This is a genomic window from Roseobacter sp. N2S (genome assembly GCF_031454055.1).
Taxonomy (GTDB): Bacteria; Pseudomonadota; Alphaproteobacteria; order Rhodobacterales; family Rhodobacteraceae; genus Amylibacter.
Genome location: NZ_JAVDQB010000004.1, coordinates 276,631 through 300,927, shown reverse-complemented (window position 1 = coordinate 300,927; position 24,297 = coordinate 276,631). Strand labels below are relative to the sequence as shown.

General features: G+C 55.2%; 19 protein-coding genes and 1 tRNA gene. 9 read left to right on the top strand and 11 right to left on the bottom strand.

Going from position 1 to position 24,297, the window contains the following annotated elements:
• Positions 1–3: 3 nt before the first annotated feature.
• From GGE09_RS12565 to GGE09_RS12540, 6 genes are all read right to left on the bottom strand, one after another.
• Complete coding sequence (locus tag GGE09_RS12565; RefSeq protein WP_309746482.1) at positions 4–801, bottom strand: MBL fold metallo-hydrolase; 798 nt, start codon at positions 799–801, stop codon at positions 4–6.
• Positions 801–1,601: a TatD family hydrolase gene (locus GGE09_RS12560; RefSeq protein WP_309746481.1), complete on the bottom strand. Its 801-nt coding sequence runs from the start codon at positions 1,599–1,601 to the stop codon at positions 801–803. Before GGE09_RS12560 ends, GGE09_RS12565 begins: the two co-directional genes overlap by 1 nt.
• 23 nt (positions 1,602–1,624) lie before the next feature.
• Entirely contained in the window at positions 1,625–2,755 is a 1,131-nt protein-coding gene (locus GGE09_RS12555) for a DNA polymerase III subunit delta' (RefSeq protein WP_309746480.1), read from the bottom strand.
• Positions 2,743–3,366: a dTMP kinase gene (tmk, locus tag GGE09_RS12550; protein WP_309746479.1), complete on the bottom strand. Its 624-nt coding sequence runs from the start codon at positions 3,364–3,366 to the stop codon at positions 2,743–2,745. The genes GGE09_RS12555 and tmk overlap by 13 nt, the downstream gene beginning before the upstream one ends.
• The gene (locus GGE09_RS12545; protein WP_309746478.1) at positions 3,367–4,494 is read right to left on the bottom strand and encodes a D-alanyl-D-alanine carboxypeptidase family protein; all 1,128 of its coding nucleotides are present in this window, start codon (positions 4,492–4,494) and stop codon (positions 3,367–3,369) included.
• 113 nt (positions 4,495–4,607) lie between these two features.
• Entirely contained in the window at positions 4,608–5,492 is an 885-nt protein-coding gene (locus tag GGE09_RS12540; protein WP_309746477.1) for an SPOR domain-containing protein, read from the bottom strand.
• A gap of 263 nt (positions 5,493–5,755) precedes the next feature.
• Between GGE09_RS12540 and GGE09_RS12535 the strand changes: the two genes are divergently transcribed.
• Together GGE09_RS12535 and GGE09_RS12530 are read left to right on the top strand one after the other, a co-directional pair.
• Positions 5,756–5,843 (top strand) — tRNA-Ser (locus GGE09_RS12535).
• A 269-nt stretch (positions 5,844–6,112) separates the two neighbouring features.
• Complete coding sequence (locus GGE09_RS12530; RefSeq protein WP_309746476.1) at positions 6,113–7,291, top strand: hypothetical protein; 1,179 nt, start codon at positions 6,113–6,115, stop codon at positions 7,289–7,291.
• Between the two features lie 14 nt (positions 7,292–7,305).
• On the opposite strand, the gene GGE09_RS12525 is transcribed toward GGE09_RS12530, so the two are convergent.
• Entirely contained in the window at positions 7,306–9,105 is a 1,800-nt protein-coding gene (locus tag GGE09_RS12525; RefSeq protein ID WP_309746475.1) for an IlvD/Edd family dehydratase, read from the bottom strand.
• A gap of 165 nt (positions 9,106–9,270) precedes the next feature.
• Between GGE09_RS12525 and GGE09_RS12520 the strand changes: the two genes are divergently transcribed.
• Entirely contained in the window at positions 9,271–10,215 is a 945-nt protein-coding gene (locus GGE09_RS12520; RefSeq protein WP_309746474.1) for a c-type cytochrome, read from the top strand.
• A gap of 80 nt (positions 10,216–10,295) precedes the next feature.
• On the opposite strand, the gene GGE09_RS12515 is transcribed toward GGE09_RS12520, so the two are convergent.
• The 4 genes from GGE09_RS12515 to bcp all read right to left on the bottom strand — a co-directional run bounded on the left by GGE09_RS12515 (position 10,296) and on the right by bcp (position 13,562).
• Positions 10,296–10,820, bottom strand: coding sequence for a polymer-forming cytoskeletal protein (locus tag GGE09_RS12515; protein WP_309746473.1), 525 nt, complete (start codon positions 10,818–10,820; stop codon positions 10,296–10,298).
• Positions 10,810–12,147, bottom strand: coding sequence for a DUF5930 domain-containing protein (locus tag GGE09_RS12510; protein WP_309746472.1), 1,338 nt, complete (start codon positions 12,145–12,147; stop codon positions 10,810–10,812). Before GGE09_RS12510 ends, GGE09_RS12515 begins: the two co-directional genes overlap by 11 nt.
• A gap of 144 nt (positions 12,148–12,291) precedes the next feature.
• Entirely contained in the window at positions 12,292–13,104 is an 813-nt protein-coding gene (locus GGE09_RS12505) for a ferritin-like domain-containing protein (protein WP_309746471.1), read from the bottom strand.
• Positions 13,101–13,562, bottom strand: coding sequence for a thioredoxin-dependent thiol peroxidase (gene bcp, locus GGE09_RS12500; RefSeq protein ID WP_309746470.1), 462 nt, complete (start codon positions 13,560–13,562; stop codon positions 13,101–13,103). The genes GGE09_RS12505 and bcp overlap by 4 nt, the downstream gene beginning before the upstream one ends.
• Before the next feature lie 176 nt (positions 13,563–13,738).
• Here bcp and GGE09_RS12495 point away from each other — a divergent pair, with 176 nt between their 5' ends.
• From GGE09_RS12495 to katG, 6 genes are all read left to right on the top strand, one after another.
• The gene (locus tag GGE09_RS12495) at positions 13,739–16,969 is read left to right on the top strand and encodes an AsmA-like C-terminal region-containing protein (RefSeq protein ID WP_309746469.1); all 3,231 of its coding nucleotides are present in this window, start codon (positions 13,739–13,741) and stop codon (positions 16,967–16,969) included.
• Positions 16,970–17,039: 70 nt separating this feature from the next.
• Complete coding sequence (gene queA, locus GGE09_RS12490) at positions 17,040–18,098, top strand: tRNA preQ1(34) S-adenosylmethionine ribosyltransferase-isomerase QueA (RefSeq protein ID WP_309746468.1); 1,059 nt, start codon at positions 17,040–17,042, stop codon at positions 18,096–18,098.
• An 85-nt stretch (positions 18,099–18,183) separates the two neighbouring features.
• Positions 18,184–19,458 (top strand): MFS transporter, encoded by a 1,275-nt coding sequence (locus tag GGE09_RS12485; protein WP_309746467.1) that lies wholly within the window; start codon positions 18,184–18,186, stop codon positions 19,456–19,458.
• Positions 19,459–19,545: 87 nt separating this feature from the next.
• A complete protein-coding gene (locus GGE09_RS12480; RefSeq protein WP_309746466.1) occupies positions 19,546–20,124 on the top strand; it encodes a DUF924 family protein in 579 nt (192 codons plus the stop codon).
• 120 nt (positions 20,125–20,244) lie between these two features.
• Entirely contained in the window at positions 20,245–21,639 is a 1,395-nt protein-coding gene (lpdA, locus tag GGE09_RS12475) for a dihydrolipoyl dehydrogenase (protein WP_309746465.1), read from the top strand.
• A 377-nt stretch (positions 21,640–22,016) separates the two neighbouring features.
• Positions 22,017–24,224 (top strand): catalase/peroxidase HPI, encoded by a 2,208-nt coding sequence (katG, locus tag GGE09_RS12470; protein ID WP_309746464.1) that lies wholly within the window; start codon positions 22,017–22,019, stop codon positions 24,222–24,224.
• The last annotated feature ends 73 nt before the right edge of the window (positions 24,225–24,297 follow it).

The following is a 24,297-nucleotide window of genomic DNA, read 5'->3' as shown; positions in this document are numbered from 1 at the left end:
TTCTTAGGCGGGCAGGGTGATCTGTAACCCGTCAAAAGCTGGGGTTATGTGGTCTGGGGTTTCGTGGCACAGGGTGTCATAATCTAGATCCACATGCATATTGGTCAGAACCGCCCGTTTCGGGGCTGCCCGTTCAATCCAGTCAAGCGTTTGGGACAGGTGGGAATGGGTCGGGTGCGGGTCTCGGCGCAGGGCGTCTACAATCCAGCAATCCAAGTTAGAAACCGCCTGCCATGCTGCGACATTCATCGCGGAAACATCAGGCAGATAGGCCAGATTGCCGATGCGAAACCCGTTGGCTTGGATCGGACCGTGATCCACTAAAAACGGTTCAAATTTGATCCTGCCTCCGGCACCGTCGATGGTGACAGGACCGGTCATGGCATTCATTTCAAGGATCGGTTTGTACAACGTGCCCGGCACCTGTTCAAACGTATAACCGAACCGCTGTTTCAGCGTGGTCTGTGTGGCGGCATCCGCCCAGATCGGCAGGCGTTTGCGCATGTTGAACACCACCATACGCAGATCGTCGATACCGTGGGTGTGATCTGCGTGGTCATGGGTGTAAATCACCGCATCAAGGGCGCTGACATTGGCATCCAGCAACTGGCGGCGCAGATCGGGTGATGTGTCGATCAGCACCGAGGTTTTCCCCGTGTCGGTGATCCGCTCTACCAGCATAGAACAGCGTTGGCGGGCATTTTTAGGGTTGTTCGGATCACAATCTCCCCAGATGCCACCGACCCGTGGCACGCCGCCAGATGACCCGCAGCCGAGAATTGTGAACAGGTACTCGGCCATTACTCTGCCGCCTTATACTGCGCGACCTTGGTGAACAGGCGATCAAAGTTCTGCGAGGTTTGGGCGGCGAAATCCGCATATTCCATGCCAAAAACCTGCGCCCCGACAGCGGCGGTATGGGCGGAATAGGCGGGTTCATTGCGTTTGCCGCGATGGGGCATCGGGGCCAGATAAGGCGCGTCGGTTTCCACCAGAATACGATCTACGGGGGCGGTTGCAAAAATATCCCGCAGGTCTTGGCTGTTCTTGAAGGTCGCGATGCCCGACATGGACAGATAAAACCCCAGATCAAGCGCCGCCTTGCCAAGTTCCGCGCTGGAGGAAAAGCAATGCATCACACAGGAATAAGCGCCATTGCGATATTCCTCGGTTAGGATGCGGGCCATGTCATCATCCGCAGCACGGGCGTGGATGATCAGGGGTAGGCCGGTTTCCCGCGCCGCTGCAATGTGATTGCGCAGGCTGTCTTTCTGGATTTGGGCGGTTTCGGCGGTGTAATGGTAATCCAACCCCGTTTCCCCGATGCCGACCATTTTAGGGTGATGGGTCAAGGCGATCAACGTATCGGTTGCGACCAAAGGTTCTTCACCCGCGCGCATCGGGTGGATGCCTGCTGCATAAAACACAGACGGATGTGTTTCCGCGATATTACGCACATTGGGTTCATTTTGCAGCTTTGTGCAGATAGTGACCATGCGGGTCACGCCAGCCTGATTGGCCCGTGCAACAATTGCGTCTACTTCGCCCTCGAAATCTGGAAAATCCAAATGGCAATGGCTGTCTACGATCTGTGGTATCATGTGGTCTGCCTACTGGCGGGCGATCAGGCGCGCGCCGCTTCGTCAAGTTTAAGCAACATATCAAGGATCACGCCCGAGGGGTCAAGGTTAACCGCACGGGCATGGGCCACACGGGCCGACAGGTCTTGGGCCAGATTGGCCCATTTGCGCGCAGCTGCCGCATTTGGCGCCAGTTTTGCCAGCACCCGAGTTTCATGTGGCGCGGCCTCGGTCCACTCGGCAGGTTGTAACGCGCCAAATCGGGCCAGCCGGATCAACAACAGGTCAATTAGTGACACAGTTATGTCATAGCTTTCTGCATTGGCCGCCCCGCCACATTTTTCAGCAATGGCCGTGGCTTGCCCCCGATCAAGCCCGGGTGCGCGTTCTGCTAATGCCACCAAAGCCCCGTAGCGGGTTGCCCCGTCAGCCTGAACCAACCGCAAGGCGGCACCGACAGACCCGCCAGAGAGTTCGGCAATAGCCGCTTCACCTTGGATATCCAGACCGGACTGGGCCAAAGCCTGGGCTTGCAGTTGGGGCGATAGGGGCGTGCAGCGCAGATCGCGACAGCGCGAGCGGATGGTGGGCAGCAATCGGGCCGGTTGGTGACTGATCAGCAGCAAAATGGTTTTTTCCGGGGGCTCTTCCAGAACTTTCAACAGGGCATTGGCCGCGTTGGTGTTCATCAGGTCCACGTCATCCACAATCGCCACGCGCCAGCCGCCGTCTGCCGCTGAGAGCGAGAAAAAGCTTTTCAGCCTGCGCACTTCATCCACGGTGATGTCTTTTTTCAGGCGCGGCGGTTTGGCTTTATCGTCCCACGGGCGGCGGCATAAAAACAGGCGCGGTTCGCCCAAAGACATTGCGCGGCGCACGGCGGGGTGATTGGCATCCGCATCCAGTGTTTCTGGCGGGGGGGGTGCACCGAACATGCCGCCATCATCCTCTGGCTGGGACAACAGGAATTTCGCAATCCGCCAAGCCAAAGTTGCCTTGCCCACACCGCGCGGGCCAGTGATCATCCAAGCGTGGTGCATCCGTGACCCGTTAAAGGCGTCCAGAAAGGCAGTCTCGGCAGGGGCTTGCCCCATCAGGGTTTGGGTGTCACGAGGATGGGGCGCACCCTCGGCGCGATCCGGTTCTGGGATGTCATCCGCACTTAGGACAGCCATTGTTCAACCACCGTCTGAATCTCGCCAGACACAGATGCAGGCGATTGGTCGCCGTTGATCACATGGCAACGGTCGGGGAATTGGGCGGCGAGATCAAGAAACCCCGCGCGCAATTTGATCTGAAAAGCCAACCCCATGTCTTCAAAACGATCCTCGCCCGATTGGCGGGCCAAACCACGGGTCAGGGCGGTTTCTGGGTCCATATCCACAATAAACGTCAGGTCGGGTTCGCGCCCGATCATCAGATCGTGCAACTGGTCCACAGTGCTGCGCAATTCCGCCCGCGCTGCCCCTTGATAGACCCGCGTGCTATCGGCAAAACGGTCTGAAATCACCACTTTACCGGCTGCAATTGCGGGCTGGATGGTGCGTTCCAGATGGTCGCGCCGTGCCGCCGTAAACAGCAGGATTTCGGTTTCCGCGGACCATCGCCCTGCGTCACCTTCGACCAGAAGGCGGCGAATATCTTCGGCACCGTCAGATCCGCCCGGTTCACGGGTGTGGATCACATCGTGGCCGTAATCGCGCAGTAAAGTTGCCAGCAGGCGGGACTGGGTGGTTTTGCCCGATCCGTCAATGCCCTCGAATGTAATGAAAAAACCGTTGCGCACTTACCGCAAGGCTCCTTTGATTTTCTGCGCGGACACCATCATGCGTTTTGCAATACCAGCGCCTTGCACATCCGTAGAGGCAAACACGGGAAAGCTTTGCGAGGGCAAGCCGGGGATTTCGATATTCAGCACACCCAATTCGGTTCCTCTGGCAATCGGCGCCTGAATCGGACCATCATAGGTGACGCTCATTTTGATTTCGTCCCGCGCAGAATAGGGGATCAGCGCAGAGATGTCATCGGCAACCTCCAGCCCCACAGTATTTGTCTTGCCCAACCAGACGTCTGCTTGGGCGACGTTCTTTCCCGCCTTTAGCAGAGTCTCCTGTGCGAATTGACGAAAGGCCCAGTTCATCAGGCGTTCGCCCTCGGCGGCCCGTTCCTCGGCGCTGTTCAGCCCCGAAATCATCAGGATGATCCGTCGGTCCTCTTGGCGGGCCGTGCCCACCAGACCGTAGCCTGCTTCGGTGGTGTGACCGGTTTTCAACCCGTCAGCCCCAATGCCAATATCCAGCAAAGGATTGCGATTTTTCTGGGTGATATCCGCCCAAGTGAAGGATTCTTCGGCAAAATATCCGTAATATTCAGGGAATTGCGTCATCAGGCGGTTGGCCAGCAACACCAGATCCCGTGCGCTCATGCGGTGGTTCGGGTCGGGCCAGCCGGTGGCATTGGCGAATGTGCTTTCATTCATCCCCAGCTTGCGCGCCCGTGCGGTCATGATCCGCGCAAAATCCGCCTCAGAACCAGCCAGATTTTCGGCCACTACGATGCAGGCGTCATTACCCGACTGGACGATGATGCCTTGGATCAGGTTTTCTACCGACACCCGTTCGCCCTGTTTGACGAACATTTTCGATCCGCCCTTTTCCGAGGCTTTCTGGGAAACGGTGAATTTTGTGTCCAGATTGATCCGCCCGTCCTGCAAAGCCTCAAACAACATGTTCAGGGTCATCAGTTTGGACATGGATGCGGGGGGAATCGGGACTTCTGCCGCTTTGGACAGCAGGATCGTGCCGCTGGTCTGGTCCAGAACCAAAGCCGAAGAGGCAATCGTGTCAAACGCCCAAGAGGGAAGGGATGTGGCCAGCCACAGGGCGGCCGCGCGTAGTAGAAAGTTTAGTCGCATGCCGCGCTCCGTTACAACGAAACAGCCTTTGATGCCGACTAGAGATAGGCGGCAACGCCCCTGTTCGTGGTGAGTATGTTAAAGCCCAAAGCTGTCACCCAAAAGCGATGCCGTCAACCTGACACAAGGTAGGCATCGGCGAACCCTTGCCCTTTCACCATGTTCAACAGCTGGCGCTGTTCACTGGATGAACTTGCCGGCCCCGCCAGAACCCGCCAAAACTCTTTGCCATTGGTTGTGGATTTCACGATTTTCGCAGGAACACCGTTCTTTTTCAATTGCGCCACATTGGCCTTGGCATTGGACTCAACGCTGAAGAAACCAATTTGCGCATATTTCGCACCTTTGGTTGCTTTCGGCGCTGGGGCCGCAGCAGGGGCGGGTTTTGGTTTAGGCTTGGATTCCGCTTTTTTCACAGATGCCAATGCCTTAGCGGCAATATCATCCTCGGCAGGTGCGTCCAGTGGTACGGCTGCTACATCTTCGGTGATGTTGGCTGCGACGGGGGCTTCTTCGTTTTCGTTCACGGTTTCACGGCGCAGGGCAGTGACGCGCAGCTTGGTCGGGCTGCCCGCCTGCACCCCAAGGGCCACAGCCGCGTCTGACGACAATTGCAAGCTGGGGCCGGGGTTATCGCGTTCACGGCGGAACAGGGCGCCGATCACAAATTTGTCATTGCTTTCGTTGCGGATGATCACCCGCTCTGGCTGTTTGCTGTCGGGGTGAGCGATCCAGACACCGCCCAGTGACGGGCGGCCATCCCAAAGGGCGTTTTCGTTTTTTTCAAAAACTTCAGGGGCTTCAACGTCCCGTTCTACCAGTTTGATCGGCTTGCCTGATCCAGGTGTTGCCTCGGCGGTTTCTGCGTCGGCGGATTTTTTACCCATGCCCAGATTCAGGCCTTCAAACTTTCCGTCTTCACAGCCCGCAAGGGCCACACTGGCCAGCAGGACCAATGCCAATTTACCGCTATAAGAAAAAACTTTACCGTTCGCCATCACGCCTGTCTCCTGTATCGTAGCTCTGAGTTTTGCCGATCTGACGTCGGTTCCATCTCTAAAGTTTCGATTTTTGCTCTGCCTAATCCCACTGTTTCGCGGGTTTGGGGCTACCCTAACCATAAACCCTGTGGTTTTGGAAGCCTGTTAATCCAGCATGGCACATAAAGCAGCAGCCTGTTGCCGAGTGAAAAAGAGGCTTGCAGTTTGTTGCGCGCGCATTTACGAAACCCCAGCAAGCGACATGCAGGCACCCGAAAAGCGGAGAGGTGGCAGAGTGGTCGAATGCGGCGGTCTTGAAAACCGTTGAGGTGAGAGCCTCCCAGGGTTCGAATCCCTGTCTCTCCGCCATTTTCCAAACATCGGTAGAGGATTGCCTGCAAAACGGGCCCCGCGCGGTTTTCAGCGGTTTTTGCCTTTTTTGACCCCGAATATCGTAAAAATTGAGTGAAATTGAAGTTTTTAAGAAGCAGGTAATTACAGCTTTGCCCGATTTGTGACCTTTTTTGGTCTAAATTGGAAAGTATCAAAAGCGAGTAGTTAAAAGTTGCAGATACGCCACCCAGTAAAACTACGCTGTAAAACCCGGGCAAACCCTGCTCAAACCCAAAGGACTCGTCATGTTTCGCGATACGCTCAACCGGCCATTTTATTCCTATGTCGTTACCCAATCGGCATTGGTTCTTATTGTGCTGGCTGCGTCTTACTTGCTGACCTTCCTTGTTTTTGAAAACTTCGGCATTGTGATTGACCGCTTTCTAGTCTCTCTGGCTTTAATTGTGGCAGCCCAACTGCCGGTTGCCGCGATTTATGCCCGAAGCGAGACGCAGGAGATCACGTCAAACCAAGGCTGGGCACTGGCGTTTGTGTTTGTGGGGGTCACTTTGGCGGGGGAAGCGGCACTGCAATTGCTAAGTGGTCATCTGTTTGCGTCGATTGATACATTTTCCGGACTGGCACAATCCGCACAGGTTGATACTTTGGTGACGGGCGTTTGTGGTATTCTGGCGGCAGTTCTGCTGCTTGCCTCGGCCTCGAAAATCGTGTTTCGGTTGGCTGTGAACTGTCACCTGCGCCAGCAGGCAAAGGCTGAACAGGTTGTTTCTGAATTGCACCGCCCAAAAATTTCGCAAGATTTTTCAGAATTCTTTCGCCGCGAATTGATCGGCGCGAATATCGGTATTTTCGGTCTGTCACTGGCGGTCTTTGGGCCGGACTTTATGATGATCCTGAAGCTGAGCCTGCCGCTTTCTATTGTGTTCTCTGTGATCTGTGTGGCGAACCGTCTGGCGCGGTCTGAAACCCGCGCTTCTCTGTCGGCTCGCAGCCTGCATATTTCCATCCAGTTGATGCCGCTGACTGTGACTTGCCTGATTCTGCTAGGTCTGGGGGAGTTATATTCCAACTATCTGGCCACGACCGCTGCCAGTGCATCACCAATGGAATATGCCGCTGTTGCTTCGGCACAATTGGCCCATAATTCGGCGGTTCTGTCTGAAATCGCAGTCGTACTCGGCCTGATTTTTGCTCTGACTCTGGCGACCAATACTTTGATGTTGGTGCTTTTCACACGGCTGATCCGCCCGCTGGTACGTCGCGCTGTTCCTGCGACCACACCCGCACCGCGGACTGCGCGCCCAGCAGCCGCACGGCGCACAGCGATGGAGCGGTTGGCTGAAACCCCTGTCGCAACACCCGAGCAGAGCGGCTTTATCAAAGCCAGTGACATCGTTGCCGAGTTGAAGGCACGGGGCACGCAAACCGCGCGCCCCAGCCCTATGTTGCTGGCAACCACCTAAGCGATTGCCGTGGTTTAGTGATTGTTCCGTGGAAAGCTTTTCTGCGCAATCTTCTGATAGTTCGGCGCGTCCCGCAGGGTCATGCCTTTTGAAAACGGCTCGACCATTTCCCTGAAATACTGCTGCCACGGCGATTGGCTGGCGGGGTAGGCAAAGCCGCCCGCAGCCTCTAACGCGGCGCGGCGCTCTGCGATTTCGGTCTCTGGAATCATCAGGGTTACGGTTGCCGTGTTTAGATCAATGCGCAGGCGATCCCCGCTTTGCAGGATCGCCAGATTGCCCCCCGCTGCCGCCTCGGGAGAGGCATTGAGGATCGAAGGCGAACCGGATGTACCCGATTGCCGCCCATCCCCGATACATGGCAGCGCACTCAAACCAGTTTTCAAAAGATAATCCGGCGCGCGCATATTCACCACTTCGGCCCCGCCAGGATAGCCGATCGGCCCCGTGCACCGCATCACAAGGATGGATTTTTCAGTGATCCCAAGGGCAGGGTCGTCAATGGTGGCGTTATAGATTTCCGATCCGTCAAACACGACAGCAATGCCTTCCATTGCATTCATATCGTCGGGATTGCTTAGGTAGCGGTTGCGAAATTCATCTGAAATGACCGAGACTTTCATAATCGCGCTGTCAAACAGATTGCCCGTCATGTTCAAGAAACCCGCGTCCTTTAGGATCGGGGTACTGGCGGGGGAAATCACATCGGTGTTTTCGATTTGCGCCGCCGCACAATTTTCACCGATGGTTTTGCCGTTCACGGTAATGGCATTCGGATGGGGCAACAGGGTATTGCGCATCAGATCGCCGATGACAGCGGGCACGCCGCCTGCGCGGTGATAATCTTCGGACAGATAGTCCCCTGCGGGCTGCATGTTAACCATCAGCGGAACCTTTTGGCCCACATCCTGCCAATCCTGATTTTCCAGTTCGACCCCCAAATGGCGGGCGATGGCGTTCAGGTGGATCGGCGCATTGGTAGATCCACCAATGGCAGAATTCACCACAATTGCGTTTTCAAAACTTTCGCGGGTCATGATATCTGACGGCTTCATATCTTCCCAAACCATATCCACAATGCGCCGACCGGTTTGATAGGCCATCTGGCCCCGCTCTCGGTAAGGTGCTGGAATGGTTGCAGAACCTGGCAGTTGCATGCCCAAAACCTCGGCCATGGCGTTCATCGTGCTGGCGGTGCCCATAGTGTTGCAATAACCCACAGAAGGCGCAGATGACGACACAAGTTCTGCCATTTCCTCTAGGGTGATTTCGCCTTTGGCATGCAGTTCACGGGCTTTCCAGACGATGGTTCCAGACCCTGTGCGCTGTCCCTTAAACCAGCCGTTCAGCATCGGGCCGACGGATAAAGCGATGGCGGGAATGTTCACAGTGGCCGCGGCCATTAACAAAGCAGGCGTGGTTTTATCACAGCCGATGTTCAGAACCACACCGTCGATGGGATAGCCAAACAGGGTTTCCACCAGCGACAGATAGGCCAGATTGCGGTCCAGCATGGCTGTGGGCCGTTTGCCTGATTCCTGAATGGGATGCACCGGAATTTCAATCACGGTGCCGCCCGCAGCCGTCACCCCGTCACGCACCCGTTTTGACAGTTCAATATGGTGCCGGTTGCAGGGGCTTAGATCGCTGCCGGTTTGGGCGATTCCGATGATCGGCTTGCCCGCGCCCAGTTCCTCGCGGGTCAGACCATAGTTCAGATACCGCTCCATATAGAGGGCGCTCATTTCCAGATCATCGGGATTGTTGAACCAAACCTGCGAGCGCAAGTCGGTGGGTTTCTTGGCTTTCGTCACGGCAAGCACCTCTGCTTTGTTTCGCAATCAGACTGCCGCCAAAGGGTCGCATGGTAAAGGGGGCAAAGGTCTGGGAAGATTTTCCGAGATTTATTTCGGGCCTTTTTCGGGCCAAAATGATAATAGACGTCTCATTTAAGGGGTCTCTTGAAAGGAACTATTTAAATGCTGCGGGTATTCGGTGCGATTTTAACGGCTTTGACGGTGACGGGCAGTGCGGGATTTAGTTCGGCGCAAAGCTGGGTTTTGGATGGGGTAAATTCGAAATTGGCCTTCGGGTCGATCAAGAAAAACAAAATCGGAGAGGTCCACCGGTTTGAACGGATCAGTGGCAGTGTCAGTGAAACCGGCGCGGTGCAGGTGGAAATTGATCTGTCGTCCGTGCAAACGGATGTGGATATACGAAACGAGCGGATGCGCGACTTTGTGTTTGGCGGGCAGACCACGGGCACGTTGAAAGCGCAGATTGATATGGCGGGCCTGAAGTCTTTGCCGGTGGGCGGGGCAGGGGTTGTGGACAGCGCAATAACTTTGTCGATTCTGGGGCGGGATATCCCCGTTGAGGCAGACCTGTTTGTGCTGCGCATCACCGACACGCGGGTATTAGTCAGCACGGACAGTATGGTTTTTGTATCCTCCGAGGATTTGGGCATTGATGACGGGATCACCAAGCTGATGGGGCTGGCAGAGCTTTCAGGCATCACCCGTACCGCACCTATTACGGCGCGGTTTATTTTTAATGCGGACTCCAGCGCAGCGGCGCCAGCTATCGCGCCTGTGAAGGCGGCTGATGCTTCGACGTCAGGGGATGCCAGCAAAGGCAAGCGGGTGTTTAATAAATGTAAGGCTTGCCACAAGCTGGAAGCGGGGAAAAACGGTGTTGGCCCTTCACTGGCCGGCATCATCGGTCGCCCGTCAGGGCAGGTCGATGGCTATCAATATTCAGATGCGATGGAACAGTCCAATCTGGTCTGGACCCATGATCTGTTGGCGCAATACCTTAGAAAGCCCAAAGATTTGATTCCCGGCACAAAGATGCTGTTCGCCGGTCTTAGAAAAGATAGCGAAATAGATGACTTACTAGCCTATCTTGAACAAGAGACCCAATAGGCCGCACGTCCTAATCCCCTGTAAAACCAAAAAAGGCCCGGATGTTAACCGGGCCTTTTTTAGGTTCTTTTGCCAAAGAATTAGCTGGTGGTTGTTGTGCCGCCAGCCGCAGGCGTTTTCACGGCGCTGGCGCCACCTGAATTCAGCGGGTCTTCTTGACGTTGGACAGAGCCTTCAAAATGCGCACCGCTTTCGATTGCGATGGTTTTGTGGATGATGTCACCCTCAACCCGTGCCGAGGACGTCAAACGCACTTTCAGCCCGCGCACACGGCCGATCACGCGGCCATTGACCACAACATCGTCGGCCATGATTTCGCCTTCGACAATTGCGCCTTCGCCGACAGTCAGCAAATGAGCGCGAATGTCACCTTTGATTTTGCCTTCGATCTGAATGTCACCGGTGGTTTGCAGATTGCCTGTGATCGTCAGGTCGGAAGACAGGGCCGATGCCGGTGGTTTGGCTTTTGGCGGTGTCGCAGGCGCAGCAGAGGGCGGTGCCATTGGTTTTGACGGTGGGGTGGCTGGCGCGGCACCGGATGGTTTGTTTGCATCCGCGGCAGGGCCTGGCTTGTTGGTTTCACTGATTTTGCTTTTAGAAAACATTTCTAGCTGCCTTCATATATTTAGAGGGGTTAACTGCAGTACCATTTATGCGCACCTCATAGTGAAGATGCACGCCGGTGGACCGGCCCGTGTTGCCCATATCACCAATTCGCTCTCCGCGCGAGACTCTTTGACCGAGCTTCACACGAATTTGGCTCAAATGCGCGTAATAAGTTTCAAAACCCCGAATGTGGCGGATTTTGATCAAACGACCATAGCCACTTTGACGGCCCGCAAAGGTAACAACTCCGTCACCTGTGGCCAAGATCGCAGTGCCGCGCGCACCGGCAAGATCATTGCCTTTGTGCATCCGCCGGCCACCTGTTTTGGGGTCGCGGCGATAGCCGAACCCCGAGGTGTTGCGGTAGCCGCCGTCAATCGGGAAGGCCAGCGGCAGTTTGCTGACCGCCAGTTTTGCCAGACCAACCCGATCAAGGCGGTCAAACAAATCCAGTGTTTTGCGGGACAATTGGTTCGCCGCATCGCCTTTGGTGGAAATCGACAGCGCGGTCAGTGGCCCGCCAGTGCCCGAATGGGTGCGGCGCATTTCGTCCAAAATGCTGTCTGTGTTAATGCCCGCATTGCCAAGCGCCTTTTCAAGCGGGCCAAGCGTCACGTCTACCGCCTGTTCCAGTTTGGCAAAAATACGGGCGGTTTGTTGTTCTTTAAGCTGCTGGGCCAGCGACATTTCGGACATCTGCCCGTAAAGTTCTTCGGCTGTGGTTTCCAGATCATCCCGTTGCTGCACCGTGGCTTGCAGGGCGCGGGTCATGGTTGTCAGGGTTTCTTCGGTGTCTTTAGCGCCGCCCAGTTTGGTGCTCAGACTGCCTGTCACCGCCTGCATTTCGGCCATCACGCTGTCGGATTGTTTCTGCGCTTCGTCCCGTTCTTTCACGGCAACTTGCAGTTTTTTCTGCATAATTTTCAGGCCGGTCGCCAGTTCGCGGCGTTCTTCTTCGGCTTGTAGCAGGTCGCTTTGTTGCAGGGAAATCTGTTCAAGAGCGATGTAAAATCTGTCTTGCGCGGTTTGGGCTTCGATTGCGCGGGTGTCCCGCTCGCCACTTAATTCGTTCAATCGTGCTTCATAAGCACGTTGCATCACCACGGCTTGGGTTTTGTCGGATCGCGCGCTGATCCGGTCAATCATAAGGGTGGAACTGGCGATAACTGTCCAGCAAACGCCCACAGTGATTACTGCGCCGATTGTCGTTTGAAACAACGGCGTGGCCCGAAAGTAACGGGTTGTGCGCTCTGTGCGCATGTAGATGCGTTGTTCCGGCACATGGCGTGACAACAGCGCGTTCAGCTTTGCAAACGGTCCGTTCATGAATTTTCCCTCTGCCTCAGTATTCTGGCACCCTAAACTGGGACCGTTTCTCGGTTTGTTTCAGAATACTCCCACGGTTTACAAAACCCTTTGGATGCAGGCAAGAATTTCTTGCCCGCTCCGCAGGTTTCCGCCAATTGCAGGCTAATCTGTTGCCATAGGCCAATAAAAATCCAGTGGAATACCCGCTTCGGCCCGTTTTTCATCGTTAAACGGAGGCTTTAGACCGCCTGGGAAATATTGACGCACCAGACGGTGGAAATCCTCTTTGGGATCAATATTATGGCGGCCACAAAGAAAGTGAAACCACTTGGACCCAAAGGCCACATGGCCGACTTCTTCGGCGTAAATGATTTCAAGGGCAGCGACTGTGTCGGCATCTTTTGCGGATTTGAACTGTTGGATCATGCCGGGGGTCACATCAAGGCCACGGGCCTCAAGCACCATGGGCACAATGGCCAGACGGCCCATGAAATCCTGCGCGGTCTGTTCGGCGGCGCGCCACATGCCCGCATGGGCGGCAAAGGCGCCGTAGTAGCTGTCAAGTGCTTCAAGGCGGTCGCATAACAAGTTGAAATGTTTACTTTCTTCATCGGCGGCTTTTACCCAATCATCAAAATAGCCTTGGGGCATTTTAATATGGGAAAACCGTGCGATAATGTCCCAATGCAGGTCCACTGCGTTTAATTCAATATGGGCAATGGCGTGGATCAGCGTGTTGCGTCCCTCAACCGATCCTAATTTGCGCCGCGGCACTTTGTTGGGCGGCAGCAGTTCAGGATGTTCGGGGCGCGCAGGGAAATCGGGCGGTTGGCTGTTGCCAATTTCAAGTGGCGTGCCTGCCTCTTTGGATTCAAACCACAAGGCAGCGGCGGCATGGCTTTTGGCGGTTTTTTCCCGACCGTCCGCTGTGTTCAACACATCGCAGGCCAGTTCGGTAAGTGTAGGACGGTTCATAAAGCTTTGACCGCGTCCAGAACCGCATCCACATGGCCCGGTACCTTAACCTTGCGCCAAATCTGCTGGATCACACCCGCGCCGTCGATCAGAAACGTAGCCCGCTCAATCCCCATGTATTTCTTACCATACATGTTCTTTTCCACCCAAACGCCCATATCTTCGCACAGGGTTTCATTTTCGTCCGATGCCAAAACGATGCCAAGATTATGTTTTGCCACGAATTTATCGTGACTTTTCACGCTGTCTTTAGATACGCCAACCACCACAGCGCCTGCGGCGTCGAAAAGAGCGGCAGATTCGGTAAACCCGATGCTTTCCTTGGTGCAGCCAGGTGTGTCATCACGCGGGTAAAAATACAGAACAACCGCCTTTCCAGCGTAGTCAGACAGCGACACCGTTCCACCGCCATCCCGTGGCAGCGTAAAACTCGGCGCTTTTTCACCGATATCAGGCATTTATACCCCCTAGGTTTAAAAACTTGTTAAACTGGCGCTGGTATCAGCGACTGGGTCACGTAAATAGAGCGGGGACGCAGATATCAAGTGTGGATTTCATCCCCCTGACTGAAGTCTTCCTAAGATAGACGAGCGGAGAGGCCTTGATCTGGATTAAACATTGTTTGGTGGCTTGTATGGCTGCGCTGATGGCGGGCATCGTTCTGACGGTGCTTGTTGTGGGCGTGGTGAGCGTGCTGTTGCACCGTGGTCCGCTGGATATTCCCCAGATGCGCGCCTTTGTTGAAACCCGCCTGAACGCGCAGATGGTTGATCAGACAGTGAAAATCGGCGGTGTGGCCTTGTTGTCCGGTGCGGGTGGTGTGGGCAATAACATCCGGCTGAGCGGTGTGGTGATTTCCGATGAGACCGGCAAAGAGCTTCTGGCAGTTCCTGAATTGCGCACCAGTTTTTCCCTGCTGTCCCTGATCCAAGGGCGCGTTGCCCCCGAAGAAATTGCTATAGTTGGCTCTGAACTCTCGCTGGAACGGGCAAAGGATGGAACCATCACATTGTTTGGTGACGGATCAGGGCTTGCGGGCGGGCTGGATGTGCTGGGGTTGCTTGATAAACTGGATACGGAAAAAGGTCTTGTCGGGTTAAGCAAGATTGAGCTGACGGATACAAAGGTCACCTATCTGGATCGCGCATCGGGGCGGACTTGGGTGCTTGAAAACTCAAAACTGGCGGTCATGCGGGACGGTAGCCGCCTGACGGGTCGGGCCGAATTGGCGCTCAGCGATCGGGGGCGGCCCGATGCGGTCAGTGCCACGATGTTGCTGAACGGCGAATATACCATCGGTTCCGAAGAGGCGACAGTATCGTTTCAGTTCTCACAGGCGACGCCGTCGGAAATTGCGGATATTTTCCAAGCGTTTGACTGGCTGCGAAATCTGGAAACCACACTATCGGGATCTGTGCGGGCAACCCTATCCGGGGATGGTACATTGGGCAATTTGCACGGTGTACTGGAATTGTCTGAAGGGGCGCTGGCAAAAACACCAGACAGTCAGCCGATCACCTTTAGTCAGGCGAAAGTCTATTTTGAATATGATCCGAAATCGGATGCACTGAACCTGACGCAGGTGGATGTGGAAACCAGTTCCGGTGCCCTGCAGGCCACAGGATTTGCCGAAATGCACCGCAGTGACGGGGGGCAGGTGGATGCGCTGTCAGGGCAGTTGCGGCTGTCTGACATTAAAATCCAGCGCCCCGATCTGTTTGATCAGGATATTGAACTGCGAGAGGCCGCCCTTGACGCGCGGATTTCGTTTGATCCCCTAACGATCGAAGTTGGGCGCCTAACGGTGTTTGATCAAAACACCACGTTCAAGGTGAAAGGCCGTTCTGTTGCGGGCGAAACCCATTGGGTCAACAGTTATGATGTCGACGTGGATAAAATTGATCTGGCCCGACTGAAACAGCTTTGGCCTAAGCCAGTTGTGGAAAAAACCCGCACATGGATCAACGAAAACGTGTCTGAGGGGCGGTTTGTACGGTTTGTCGGGGGCATGCGTTCGGTTCTGGGGAAATATGAATATGCGTTTAATTTTGGCATCAAAGACGCGAATTTCCGCTTTGTCAAAACGGTTCCCCGCCTGCAAGAGGGGGAAGGGTTTGGTTATCTGACGCAAAAGGATATCCGCATCGACATGAATGCTGGATATGTGGTGGCACCAGATCAAACGCGGGTGGATGTTGCTGGGTCGAGCCTGTTTATTCCTGACATCACCGCCAGACCTTCGCCCGGTGAAATTACGCTCCATGCCAAAGGCGGCGTTGGGGCGGCTTTGGGCCTGTTGAACGTTAAAAAATTTCGCTTTCTAGATAAAGTTGGCTTGAAAGAGAATGTGGCGCAGGGGGCTGCGGTTGTCAGTGGTACGTTCAAGCTGCCGTTAACCAAAGAAGCAGATAACAGTGACGTAAAGATGGATCTGACGGCGCAATTGCTGAATGTGAAATCGGAAACGCTGATTAAAGACCGCGTTCTGACCTCGAACAAGATGATCGCACAGGTGACAGAAGCGGGCGTGACCCTTTCGGGGGATGCGTTTTTGGATCAAGTGCCAATCAACGCCAGTTGGAGCCAGAGCTTTGGACCTGCGGCTGCAAAAGAAAGCCGTGTTGTAGCACGGTTTGATCTTTCAGACGAAAACCTGCGCCACTTCGGGATTGTTCTGCCCGATGGGGCTGTCACGGGCAAAACGCCGGGGGTTATGGATGTGACCCTGCGCAAAGGCGAAGCACCGGCGTTCTCGCTGTCATCCACCCTAGAGGGCGCGCGGATGCGGATACCAGCACTTGGATGGGACAAAGCGGTGGGGTCCAAAGGGCACTTGTTGATTGTCGGGTCGTTGGGGGATGCGCCGCAGGTGGATAAACTGTCATTCAATGCGCCAGGACTGGATGCAGAAGGCACACTTGATCTGAACGCCACAGGCGGCTTGCAACGGGCGCGGTTTTCGTCTGTTTCAGTGGGGAAATGGCTGGATACATCGGCAGTGCTGACCCCCACAGGCAATGGCGGCTCTACCATTTCGGTCAGCGGTGGATCCGCCGATCTGCGTTATCTGGATGACACTGAGGGTGGCGGCGGGTCTGGCGGGAATTCCACCATCAAAATGGCGCTGAATCGGGTGCGGATCACGGATGAGCTGTCATTGACGGATTTTTCTGGAAAGCTGAACACAGCCAAAGGGTTGAACGGTACATTCGTGGGGCGGATCAATGGGGGCACGCGGGTGGACGGGCAATTGTTCCCCCAGCAATTCGGTACCGCGTTGCAACTGACCAGTAAGGATGCAGGGGGCGTCTTGGCCTCGGCGGGGCTGTTGAAAAACGCCCGTGGCGGGGATTTGCGGCTGGTGCTGACCCCCCGTTCCGGAGAGGGAAACTACGACGGCATAATAGATGTGAAACGCACGCGGTTGCGGGATGCTTCGGCGATGGCGGGGCTGCTGAACGCGATTTCCGTGGTCGGGTTGTTGCAGCAACTTGAAGGCGAAGGCATTCATTTTTCAACGGTTGAGGGGCAGTTCAAGCTGCGCCAAAACGGGGTCAAACTGGAAAAAATCAGCGCGGTTGGCCCGTCAATGGGGATGACGTTGGACGGGTGGTACGATTCGGCGCGAAAATCGGTGAATTTTGAAGGCGTGGTGACGCCGCTTTATGCGGTTAACGGGCTGTTTGAGCGGATTTTCGGCCCGCTGATGGGGCGGCGCAAGGGCGAGGGTATGTTCAGTTTTACCTATAAAATGCAGGGGCCTGCGGCAACGCCCAAAGTTTCGGTAAATCCCTTGTCCATCCTGACACCTGGGGCCTTTCGTGAAATTTTCCGCACCAAGCCACCCGCACCACCAACCCAGTGACATGGAACGTGGATAGACGGGGCGCGGAAATCGGTTGCACTTACGCGCGGGTTTGGGCAAGGGCAGGCCCATGAAACTGTCTGATTTTGATTTTGATCTGCCCGAAAGCCTGATTGCCTTGCGTCCGGCCAAACCGCGCCCGTCTTCTCGATTGCTATTGGCGCAAGAAGGGGCGCTGTCGGATCATCATTTTTACGACCTGCCGAATTTCCTGCGTGCTGGCGACCGGCTGGTGTTAAATGACACCAAGGTTATTCCCGCGCGCCTGACCGGTAAACGCCGTCGGGTGTCTGATCAGGGTGAAACCTTTGCTGCGGTTGAGGTGACATTACTGTCGCTGGACGGGCAGGGCGACTGGCTGGCCCTTGCCAAACCAGGGCGGCGGGTCCGCGTGGGGGAGGAGATTGTCTTTTCCCCAGACCTGTCAGCAAAGGTTCTGGATAAAAGCGCTGATGGTATTCGGCTGCGGTTTTCACAATCAGGTGCGGATTTCGATGCACAGCTTGCGGCTTTGGGGGCGATGCCCTTGCCGCCCTATATCGCGGCTAAACGGGCAGCGGATGCGCAGGATGTAGCGGATTACCAGACGGTTTTCGCTGAAAATGCGGGGGCTGTTGCAGCACCTACAGCCTCGTTGCATTTCGATCAAAGCGTGCTGGATGCACTGGCGGCCACTGGGGTACAGTTTTCCAAAGTCACCCTGCATGTGGGCGCGGGCACGTTTCTGCCCGTGAAAACGGATGATGTATCGGACCATAAAATGCACGCGGAATGGGGCCGCGTGGATGCCCAAGCCGCTGATGAAATTGCAGCAACCAAAGCGGCAGGCGGGCGGGTTATTCCAGTGGGCACAACGGCGCTGCGATTGATTGAAACTGCGGCGCGCGCCACAGGGCGGATTGCGCCTTGGGTCGGCGAGACCGATATTTTCATCAAACCCGGCTTTGACTTTGCCGTCACGGACGGGTTAATCACCAATTTCCACCTGCCCAAATCCACCCTGATGATGCTGGTCAGCGCCTTGATGGGCACGGACACCATAAAATCCATTTATGCCCATGCGATTAACGAAAAATACCGTTTCTTTTCCTATGGTGACAGCTCGCTTCTTTTGCCGCGGCGGCGGTAAGCTGCGCATAGGTGTCGTGTTTGGCTTGTAAGGGGGGGGACGAATCTCATAAGGCTGATTGAATTCGGACCGGATAGGCTAAGACATGATTGTAGTATTTAAGAACTCTTGGGCGTTGCTGCTGGGGATGTTCCTGCTGATGCTGGGCAACGGCGTGCAAGGCACGTTGTTGGGGATTCGCGGCGCGTTAGAGGGTTTTACACCCGGCGCGATGTCTTTGATCATGTCGGGCTATTTTGTCGGTTTCTTGGGCGGCTCGCAAATGGCGCCCTATATGATTCGCCGCGTGGGCCATGTGCGGGTGTTTGCAGCGCTTGCTTCGATGATCTCGGCGGCTTTGATTCTTTATGCCGCGCTGCCAAATGAATATGCTTGGTTCGCGCTGCGGGTGATCGTCGGCTTTTGTTTTTCGGGCGTGTATGTTGTTGCGGAAAGCTGGCTGAATGACGCCGCCACGAATGAGACCCGCGGTCAGGCGCTGTCGGCCTATCTGATCGTGCAGATGATGGGGATTGTGGCCGCGCAGTGGTTGTTGAACTTCGCCGATGTGGGCGGGTTCATCTTGTTTATCATTATTTCCGTGGCGGTTTCTGTATCTTTTGCGCCGATCCTGTTGTCGGTCAGCCCGGCCCCTGTGTTTCAGACGACGAAACCCATGAGCCTGCGACGGCTGTACAAGGCCTCGCCTTTGGGGATCGTGGGGACGTTTTTGCTGGGCGCGGTTTTTGCGGCCCTGTTTGGCATGACAGCGGTTTATGGCACTGAAAAGGGCATGACGGTTGGTGAAATCTCGATTTTTGTCGGCATGATCTATGTGGGGGGCATGTTGATGCAATTCCCGATTGGTTGGATGTCAGACCGAATGGACCGCCGTTTGTTGATTATCGGTGTGACCCTGATTGGCTCGGCGGCGACGCTGGTGGCCTTTGCTTTTGCCAGCAGCATCACCACTTTGTTGATCTGTAGCTTTATCATCGGGGGCGTGGCTAATCCGCTCTATTCGCTGTTGCTGGCCTATACCAACGACTTTCTGGAACTGGACGACATGGCAGCGGCCAGTGGCGGTTTGATTTTCATTAACGGAATCGGGGCGATTACCGGACCGCTTTTAGTGGGGTGGATGATGTCAGAACTCGGCCCTGACAGCTTTTTCCTCTATATCGGGGCGCTGATGCTGGCCATGGCGGTTTATGCGATCTATCGGACCTTCCAGCGGAAATCACCGGATGTGGATGACACCAACAGCTATGCCCCTGTGTTCGGTACAGCTTCGCCTGTAGCCTTTGAAGTTGCCCAAGAAGTGGCAATTGAGATGGCTTTAGAGGGGGAAGAGGGCAACGATAGCGTTAACAGTTTGTAAAATAGTAAAAAAATGGTTGACGCATCCGGTCGAAGTAACAAGGCTGTAACAAAAGAGACCCTTGCGGGCCCTTTGTCGGAGGATAACATGGACAAAGCGCAGACAATTATCAAGTTCTGGATCGACGAAGTCGGACCTGCCGGATGGTATCAAGGGACTGAGGAACTGGATCAAAAAATCCGTGACAGGTTTATGGAAGACTGGGATGCGGCCAAAGCTGGCCAGTATGACAGTTGGGGGGCGTGCCCTGAAAAATGCCTTGCACTGTTGATCCTGCTGGACCAGTTCCCGCGCAATATGTTCCGCGAAGATCCAAACGCTTTTGCCACGGATGACAAAGCGCGCAAGGTTGCGTCCCATGCGATTGATGAAGGCTATGATCTGCGCACGGATGAACCCCAGCGACAATTCTTTTACCTGCCGTTCATGCATTCCGAATGCCTGACCCATCAAGAACGCTGTGTGCGTTTTATGGCCAAGCGCATGACCGCCAAGGGCAGCACCAACCTGCTGCATGCCAAAGTTCACCGCGCGGTGATCCGTAAATTCGGACGTTTTCCTTATCGTAACAATGCTTTGGGGCGTCACTCTACCCCAGCAGAGGTAGAGTTTCTGGAAGACGGCGGCTATCAACGCATGACGAAAGACGTGCAAAAAGCAGCCTGACCAGCGGAATTCAGGACAGTGCTGCGCTGTTATCCGCGCAGCACTCTTGCGACTGCCGAGAAAATGTAGCATCCTTATTTCAAGATAGTTTAACCTTGAACCAATCTTGCGAGGATGAGAATGGCCGACACCCAGTTTGATATGATTGTGATAGGCGCAGGCCCTGGCGGCTATGTATGCGCTATTCGTGGGGCGCAAAACGGGCTGAAAGTGGCCGTGGTGGAACGCGAACATTTGGGCGGTATTTGCCTGAACTGGGGATGTATCCCGACCAAGGCCTTGCTGCGCTCGTCTGAAGTATTCCACTTGATGCACCGCGCCAAGGAATTTGGTCTGAAAGCCGAGGGCATCGGCTATGATCTGGATGCGGTTGTCAAACGGTCTCGCGGGGTGGCGAAACAGCTGTCTGGCGGTGTGGGGCATCTGCTGAAAAAGAACAAGGTCACGGTTGTGATGGGCGCTGCTAAACTGGCCGGCAAGGGCAAGGTTGTGGTGAAAAACAATGATGGCGAACAGACCCTGTCTGGCAAATCCATCATTGTGGCCACTGGCGCGCGGGCGCGGGAGCTGCCCGGGCTTGAAGCTGACGGCGAACAGGTCTGGACCTATCGCCACGCGCTAAACCCACCCCACATGCCGAAAAAGCTGCTGGTGATCGGATCGGGTGCCATCGGCATAGAATTCGCCAGTTTCTTTAACACGCTTGGCGCGGATACCACCGTGGTTGAGGTCATGGACCGTGTACTGCCAGTCGAAGACGCGGAAATTTCAAAACACGCGAAGAAGCAGTTTGAAAAGCAGGGCATGACCATCATGGAGAAATCCACGGTCAAAAAACTGGACCGCGCCAAGGGCAAGGTCACCGCCCATATCGAAGTGAAGGGCAAAGTCGAAAAGATGGAGTTCGACACAGTGATTTCCGCCGTGGGGATTGTGGGCAACGTTGAGGGCTTGGGTCTGGAAGAGGCGGGCATCAAACTGGACCGCAGCCATGTGATTACCGATGAATTCTGCCGCACGGGTGTTGAGGGCGTTTTTGCCATTGGCGATATCGCAGGTGCGCCGTGGTTGGCCCATAAAGCAAGCCATGAAGGCGTTATGGTTGCCGATCTGGTGGCGGGCAAACATGCCCACCCGGTGAAACCCGAAAGCATCGCAGGCTGCACCTATTGCCACCCGCAAGTGGCCAGTGTGGGCCTGACCGAGGCCAAAGCCAAGGAAGCAGGATATGACATCAAAGTGGGGCGTTTCCCCTTTATTGGCAACGGCAAGGCCATCGCTTTGGGTGAACCCGAGGGGCTGGTGAAAACCGTTTTTGATGCGAAAACAGGTGAATTGTTAGGCGCTCATATGATCGGTGCGGAAGTGACCGAGCTGATTCAAGGTTATGTGATCGGGCGTCAGTTGGAAACCACCGAGCAGGATTTGATGGAAACGGTTTTCCCCCATCCAACCCTATCTGAAATGATGCATGAATCCGTGCTTGACGCTTATGGCGCAGCGATTCATTTCTAGTTTACCCGCACCATTCTGATTGTATTCTTCACTGCCGCGTTTGGACTCCCCAAACGCGGCAGTTGCGTTTCCACCATAAGACAACCGGGGAAAGCAGTAGATTTTCGATAGTCTTAAGTTATGAAAATTATCGAAAAATCCAACTTAAACTTCTGGTATGGATTTGCTACATGATGTGGAGCAAAGACGGGGAGTCGCCAATGTCATATAAGACTGACATCAAAGCCAAGAAAACCTGCGGTAAACAGACGCCCCTGACCTTTTAATTTTCTATTCGAAATCCTGCTGCGGTGCGACTCTTTGAACGCCCGCCATTGGTTTTTCGTATCGACTGACACACCTAACACACCAAACACACAGCATAACGGAGAGATATCATGGATGCTTTTGACGTGAACAGTGAGGGCAAATGCCCTGTCGTGCATGGCGCGACCAATGCAAAAAGCAAAGGCACAGGAAACGGGGCTTGGTGGCCTAACCTTCTGAACCTGCGGATTTTGCATCAGAATGCCCCTGCTTCTGACCCGATGGGCGAGGCCTTTGATTATGCAGAAGAGTTCAAAAAACTGGATTTGGCTGCGCTGAAGCAAGACCTGTTCGCGCTGATGACGGATTCTCAGGACTGGTGGCCAGCGGATTACGGCCATTACGGCCCGTTTTTCATCCGGATGGCGTGGCACAGTGCCGGCACCTACCGCATGGGCGATGGCCGTGGCGGGGCAACTTCGGGCACGCAGCGGTTTGCGCCGTTGAACAGCTGGCCTGACAACGTGTCCCTGGACAAAGCCCGCCGCCTGTTGTGGCCGATTAAACAGAAATACGGCAAACAGATTTCCTGGGCCGATTTGATGATCCTGACAGGCAACTGCGCACTGGAATCCATGGGCTTTAAAACCTTTGGCTTTGCTGGCGGTCGGGCTGACGTTTGGGAACCAGAAGAGGACATCTACTGGGGCACTGAAACCGAATGGCTGGGTGGCGACAAACGCTACAGCGGCGAGCGCGAGCTGGAAGATCCTTTGGCCGCTGTGCAAATGGGTCTGATTTATGTGAACCCTGAAGGGCCAGACGGCAACCCCGATCCGGTTGCATCGGGCTTTGATATTCGTGACACATTTGGCCGTATGGCGATGAACGACGAAGAAACCGTCGCGCTTGTTGCAGGCGGGCACACTTTCGGTAAAGCCCACGGTGCGGGCGATGCTGCAAATGTCGGCCCCGAACCAGAAGGCGCCAGCATTGAGGAACAAGGCCTTGGTTGGAAAAGCAAATTCCGCAGCGGTAAAGGCGTTGATACCATCGGCAGCGGCATCGAAGGCCCGTGGACCCCGAACCCGACCAAATGGGATACTGGCTTTTTCGACGTGCTGTTCGGCTATGAATGGGAACTGACCAAAAGCCCCGCAGGTGCGCATATCTGGCAGGCGATTGACCTGCCTGTCAAAGACCACGCGCCCCAAGTGGACGGATCTGACACGCCTGTCAAACTGATGATGACAACTGCCGATATGGCGTTGCGGATGGACCCGATCTATGAACCCATCGCCCGCCGTTTCCACCAGAATCCGGCAGAATTCGCCGATGCCTTTGCCCGCGCCTGGTTTAAACTGACCCACCGCGATATGGGGCCGCGCGATCTGTATCTGGGCGCTGAAGTGCCGTCAGAAGTGCTGATCTGGCAGGATCCTGTACCTGCTGTGGATCACGAACTGATCAACGCCAGTGACATTGCTGATCTGAAAGGCAAAATTCTTGCCTCTGGTCTGTCAATCAGTGAATTGGTTGCAACCGCTTGGGCCTCGGCCTCTACGTTCCGCGGCTCTGACAAACGGGGCGGTGCCAATGGCGCGCGCATTCGTTTGGCGCCGCAAAAAGATTGGGCGGTGAACCAGCCTGCACAACTGGCCAAAGTTCTGGGTGTTCTAGAGGACGTGCAAGCTGCGTTTAATGGGGCGCAAACTGGCGGCAAGAAAGTGTCTTTGGCGGATTTGATCGTACTGGGCGGCAGCGCTGCTGTTGAACTGGCTGCACAAAACGCAGGGCAGATCGTCGAAGTACCGTTCACACCGGGCCGCACGGATGCGTCACTAGAGCAAACCGACGTGGAATCCTTTGATGTGCTAGAGCCAGTGGTTGACGGTTTCCGCAACTACGAAAAGAAACAGTATTCGGTGTCTGCCGAAGAACTGCTGGTGGACCGCGCGCAGCTTTTGACCCTGACAGGGCCGGAAATGACCGTTCTAGTGGGCGGCCTGCGGGTACTGGACGCCAACACGGATCAATCCCAGCACGGTGTGTTCACCAATCGCAAAGGGTCGCTGACCACTGATTTCTTTGTGAACCTGCTGGACATGGCGACTGAGTGGAAAGCCACCGATACGGCGGGCGTCTATGAAGGCTGTGATCGGGCGACTGGTGAAGTGAAATGGACCGGCACACGGGCCGATCTGGTCTTCGGCTCCAACTCTCAACTGCGCGCCTTGGCCGAAGTCTACGCCAGCAGCGACGCAACCGAGGCCTTTGTTGCCAGCTTCGTCAAAGCATGGGTCAAAGTGATGGACGCCGATCGTTTCGACGTAAAGTGATTGTGACGCCGTGACCTGTCACGGCTGAAGAAAAAGGGGGCAGGGCCGGTTGGTTCTGCCCTTTTTTTGTTTG

What these genes read in the sequence shown, in the direction of transcription:
- GGE09_RS12520 (WP_309746474.1), top strand. Translation starts at nt 9,271, where the DNA reads ATGCTGCGGGTATTCGGTGCGATTTTAACGGCTTTGACGGTGACGGGC.
- katG (WP_309746464.1), top strand. Translation starts at nt 22,017, where the DNA reads ATGGATGCTTTTGACGTGAACAGTGAGGGCAAATGCCCTGTCGTGCAT.
- GGE09_RS12505 (WP_309746471.1), bottom strand. Translation starts at nt 13,104, where the DNA reads ATGAACCGTCCTACACTTACCGAACTGGCCTGCGATGTGTTGAACACA.
- GGE09_RS12515 (WP_309746473.1), bottom strand. Translation starts at nt 10,820, where the DNA reads ATGTTTTCTAAAAGCAAAATCAGTGAAACCAACAAGCCAGGCCCTGCC.
- GGE09_RS12555 (WP_309746480.1), bottom strand. Translation starts at nt 2,755, where the DNA reads ATGGCTGTCCTAAGTGCGGATGACATCCCAGAACCGGATCGCGCCGAG.
- lpdA (WP_309746465.1), top strand. Translation starts at nt 20,245, where the DNA reads ATGGCCGACACCCAGTTTGATATGATTGTGATAGGCGCAGGCCCTGGC.
- GGE09_RS12480 (WP_309746466.1), top strand. Translation starts at nt 19,546, where the DNA reads ATGGACAAAGCGCAGACAATTATCAAGTTCTGGATCGACGAAGTCGGA.
- bcp (WP_309746470.1), bottom strand. Translation starts at nt 13,562, where the DNA reads ATGCCTGATATCGGTGAAAAAGCGCCGAGTTTTACGCTGCCACGGGAT.
- queA (WP_309746468.1), top strand. Translation starts at nt 17,040, where the DNA reads ATGAAACTGTCTGATTTTGATTTTGATCTGCCCGAAAGCCTGATTGCC.
- GGE09_RS12540 (WP_309746477.1), bottom strand. Translation starts at nt 5,492, where the DNA reads ATGGCGAACGGTAAAGTTTTTTCTTATAGCGGTAAATTGGCATTGGTC.
- GGE09_RS12560 (WP_309746481.1), bottom strand. Translation starts at nt 1,601, where the DNA reads ATGATACCACAGATCGTAGACAGCCATTGCCATTTGGATTTTCCAGAT.
- GGE09_RS12495 (WP_309746469.1), top strand. Translation starts at nt 13,739, where the DNA reads ATGGCTGCGCTGATGGCGGGCATCGTTCTGACGGTGCTTGTTGTGGGC.
- GGE09_RS12530 (WP_309746476.1), top strand. Translation starts at nt 6,113, where the DNA reads ATGTTTCGCGATACGCTCAACCGGCCATTTTATTCCTATGTCGTTACC.
- GGE09_RS12510 (WP_309746472.1), bottom strand. Translation starts at nt 12,147, where the DNA reads ATGAACGGACCGTTTGCAAAGCTGAACGCGCTGTTGTCACGCCATGTG.
- GGE09_RS12565 (WP_309746482.1), bottom strand. Translation starts at nt 801, where the DNA reads ATGGCCGAGTACCTGTTCACAATTCTCGGCTGCGGGTCATCTGGCGGC.
- GGE09_RS12485 (WP_309746467.1), top strand. Translation starts at nt 18,184, where the DNA reads ATGATTGTAGTATTTAAGAACTCTTGGGCGTTGCTGCTGGGGATGTTC.
- GGE09_RS12545 (WP_309746478.1), bottom strand. Translation starts at nt 4,494, where the DNA reads ATGCGACTAAACTTTCTACTACGCGCGGCCGCCCTGTGGCTGGCCACA.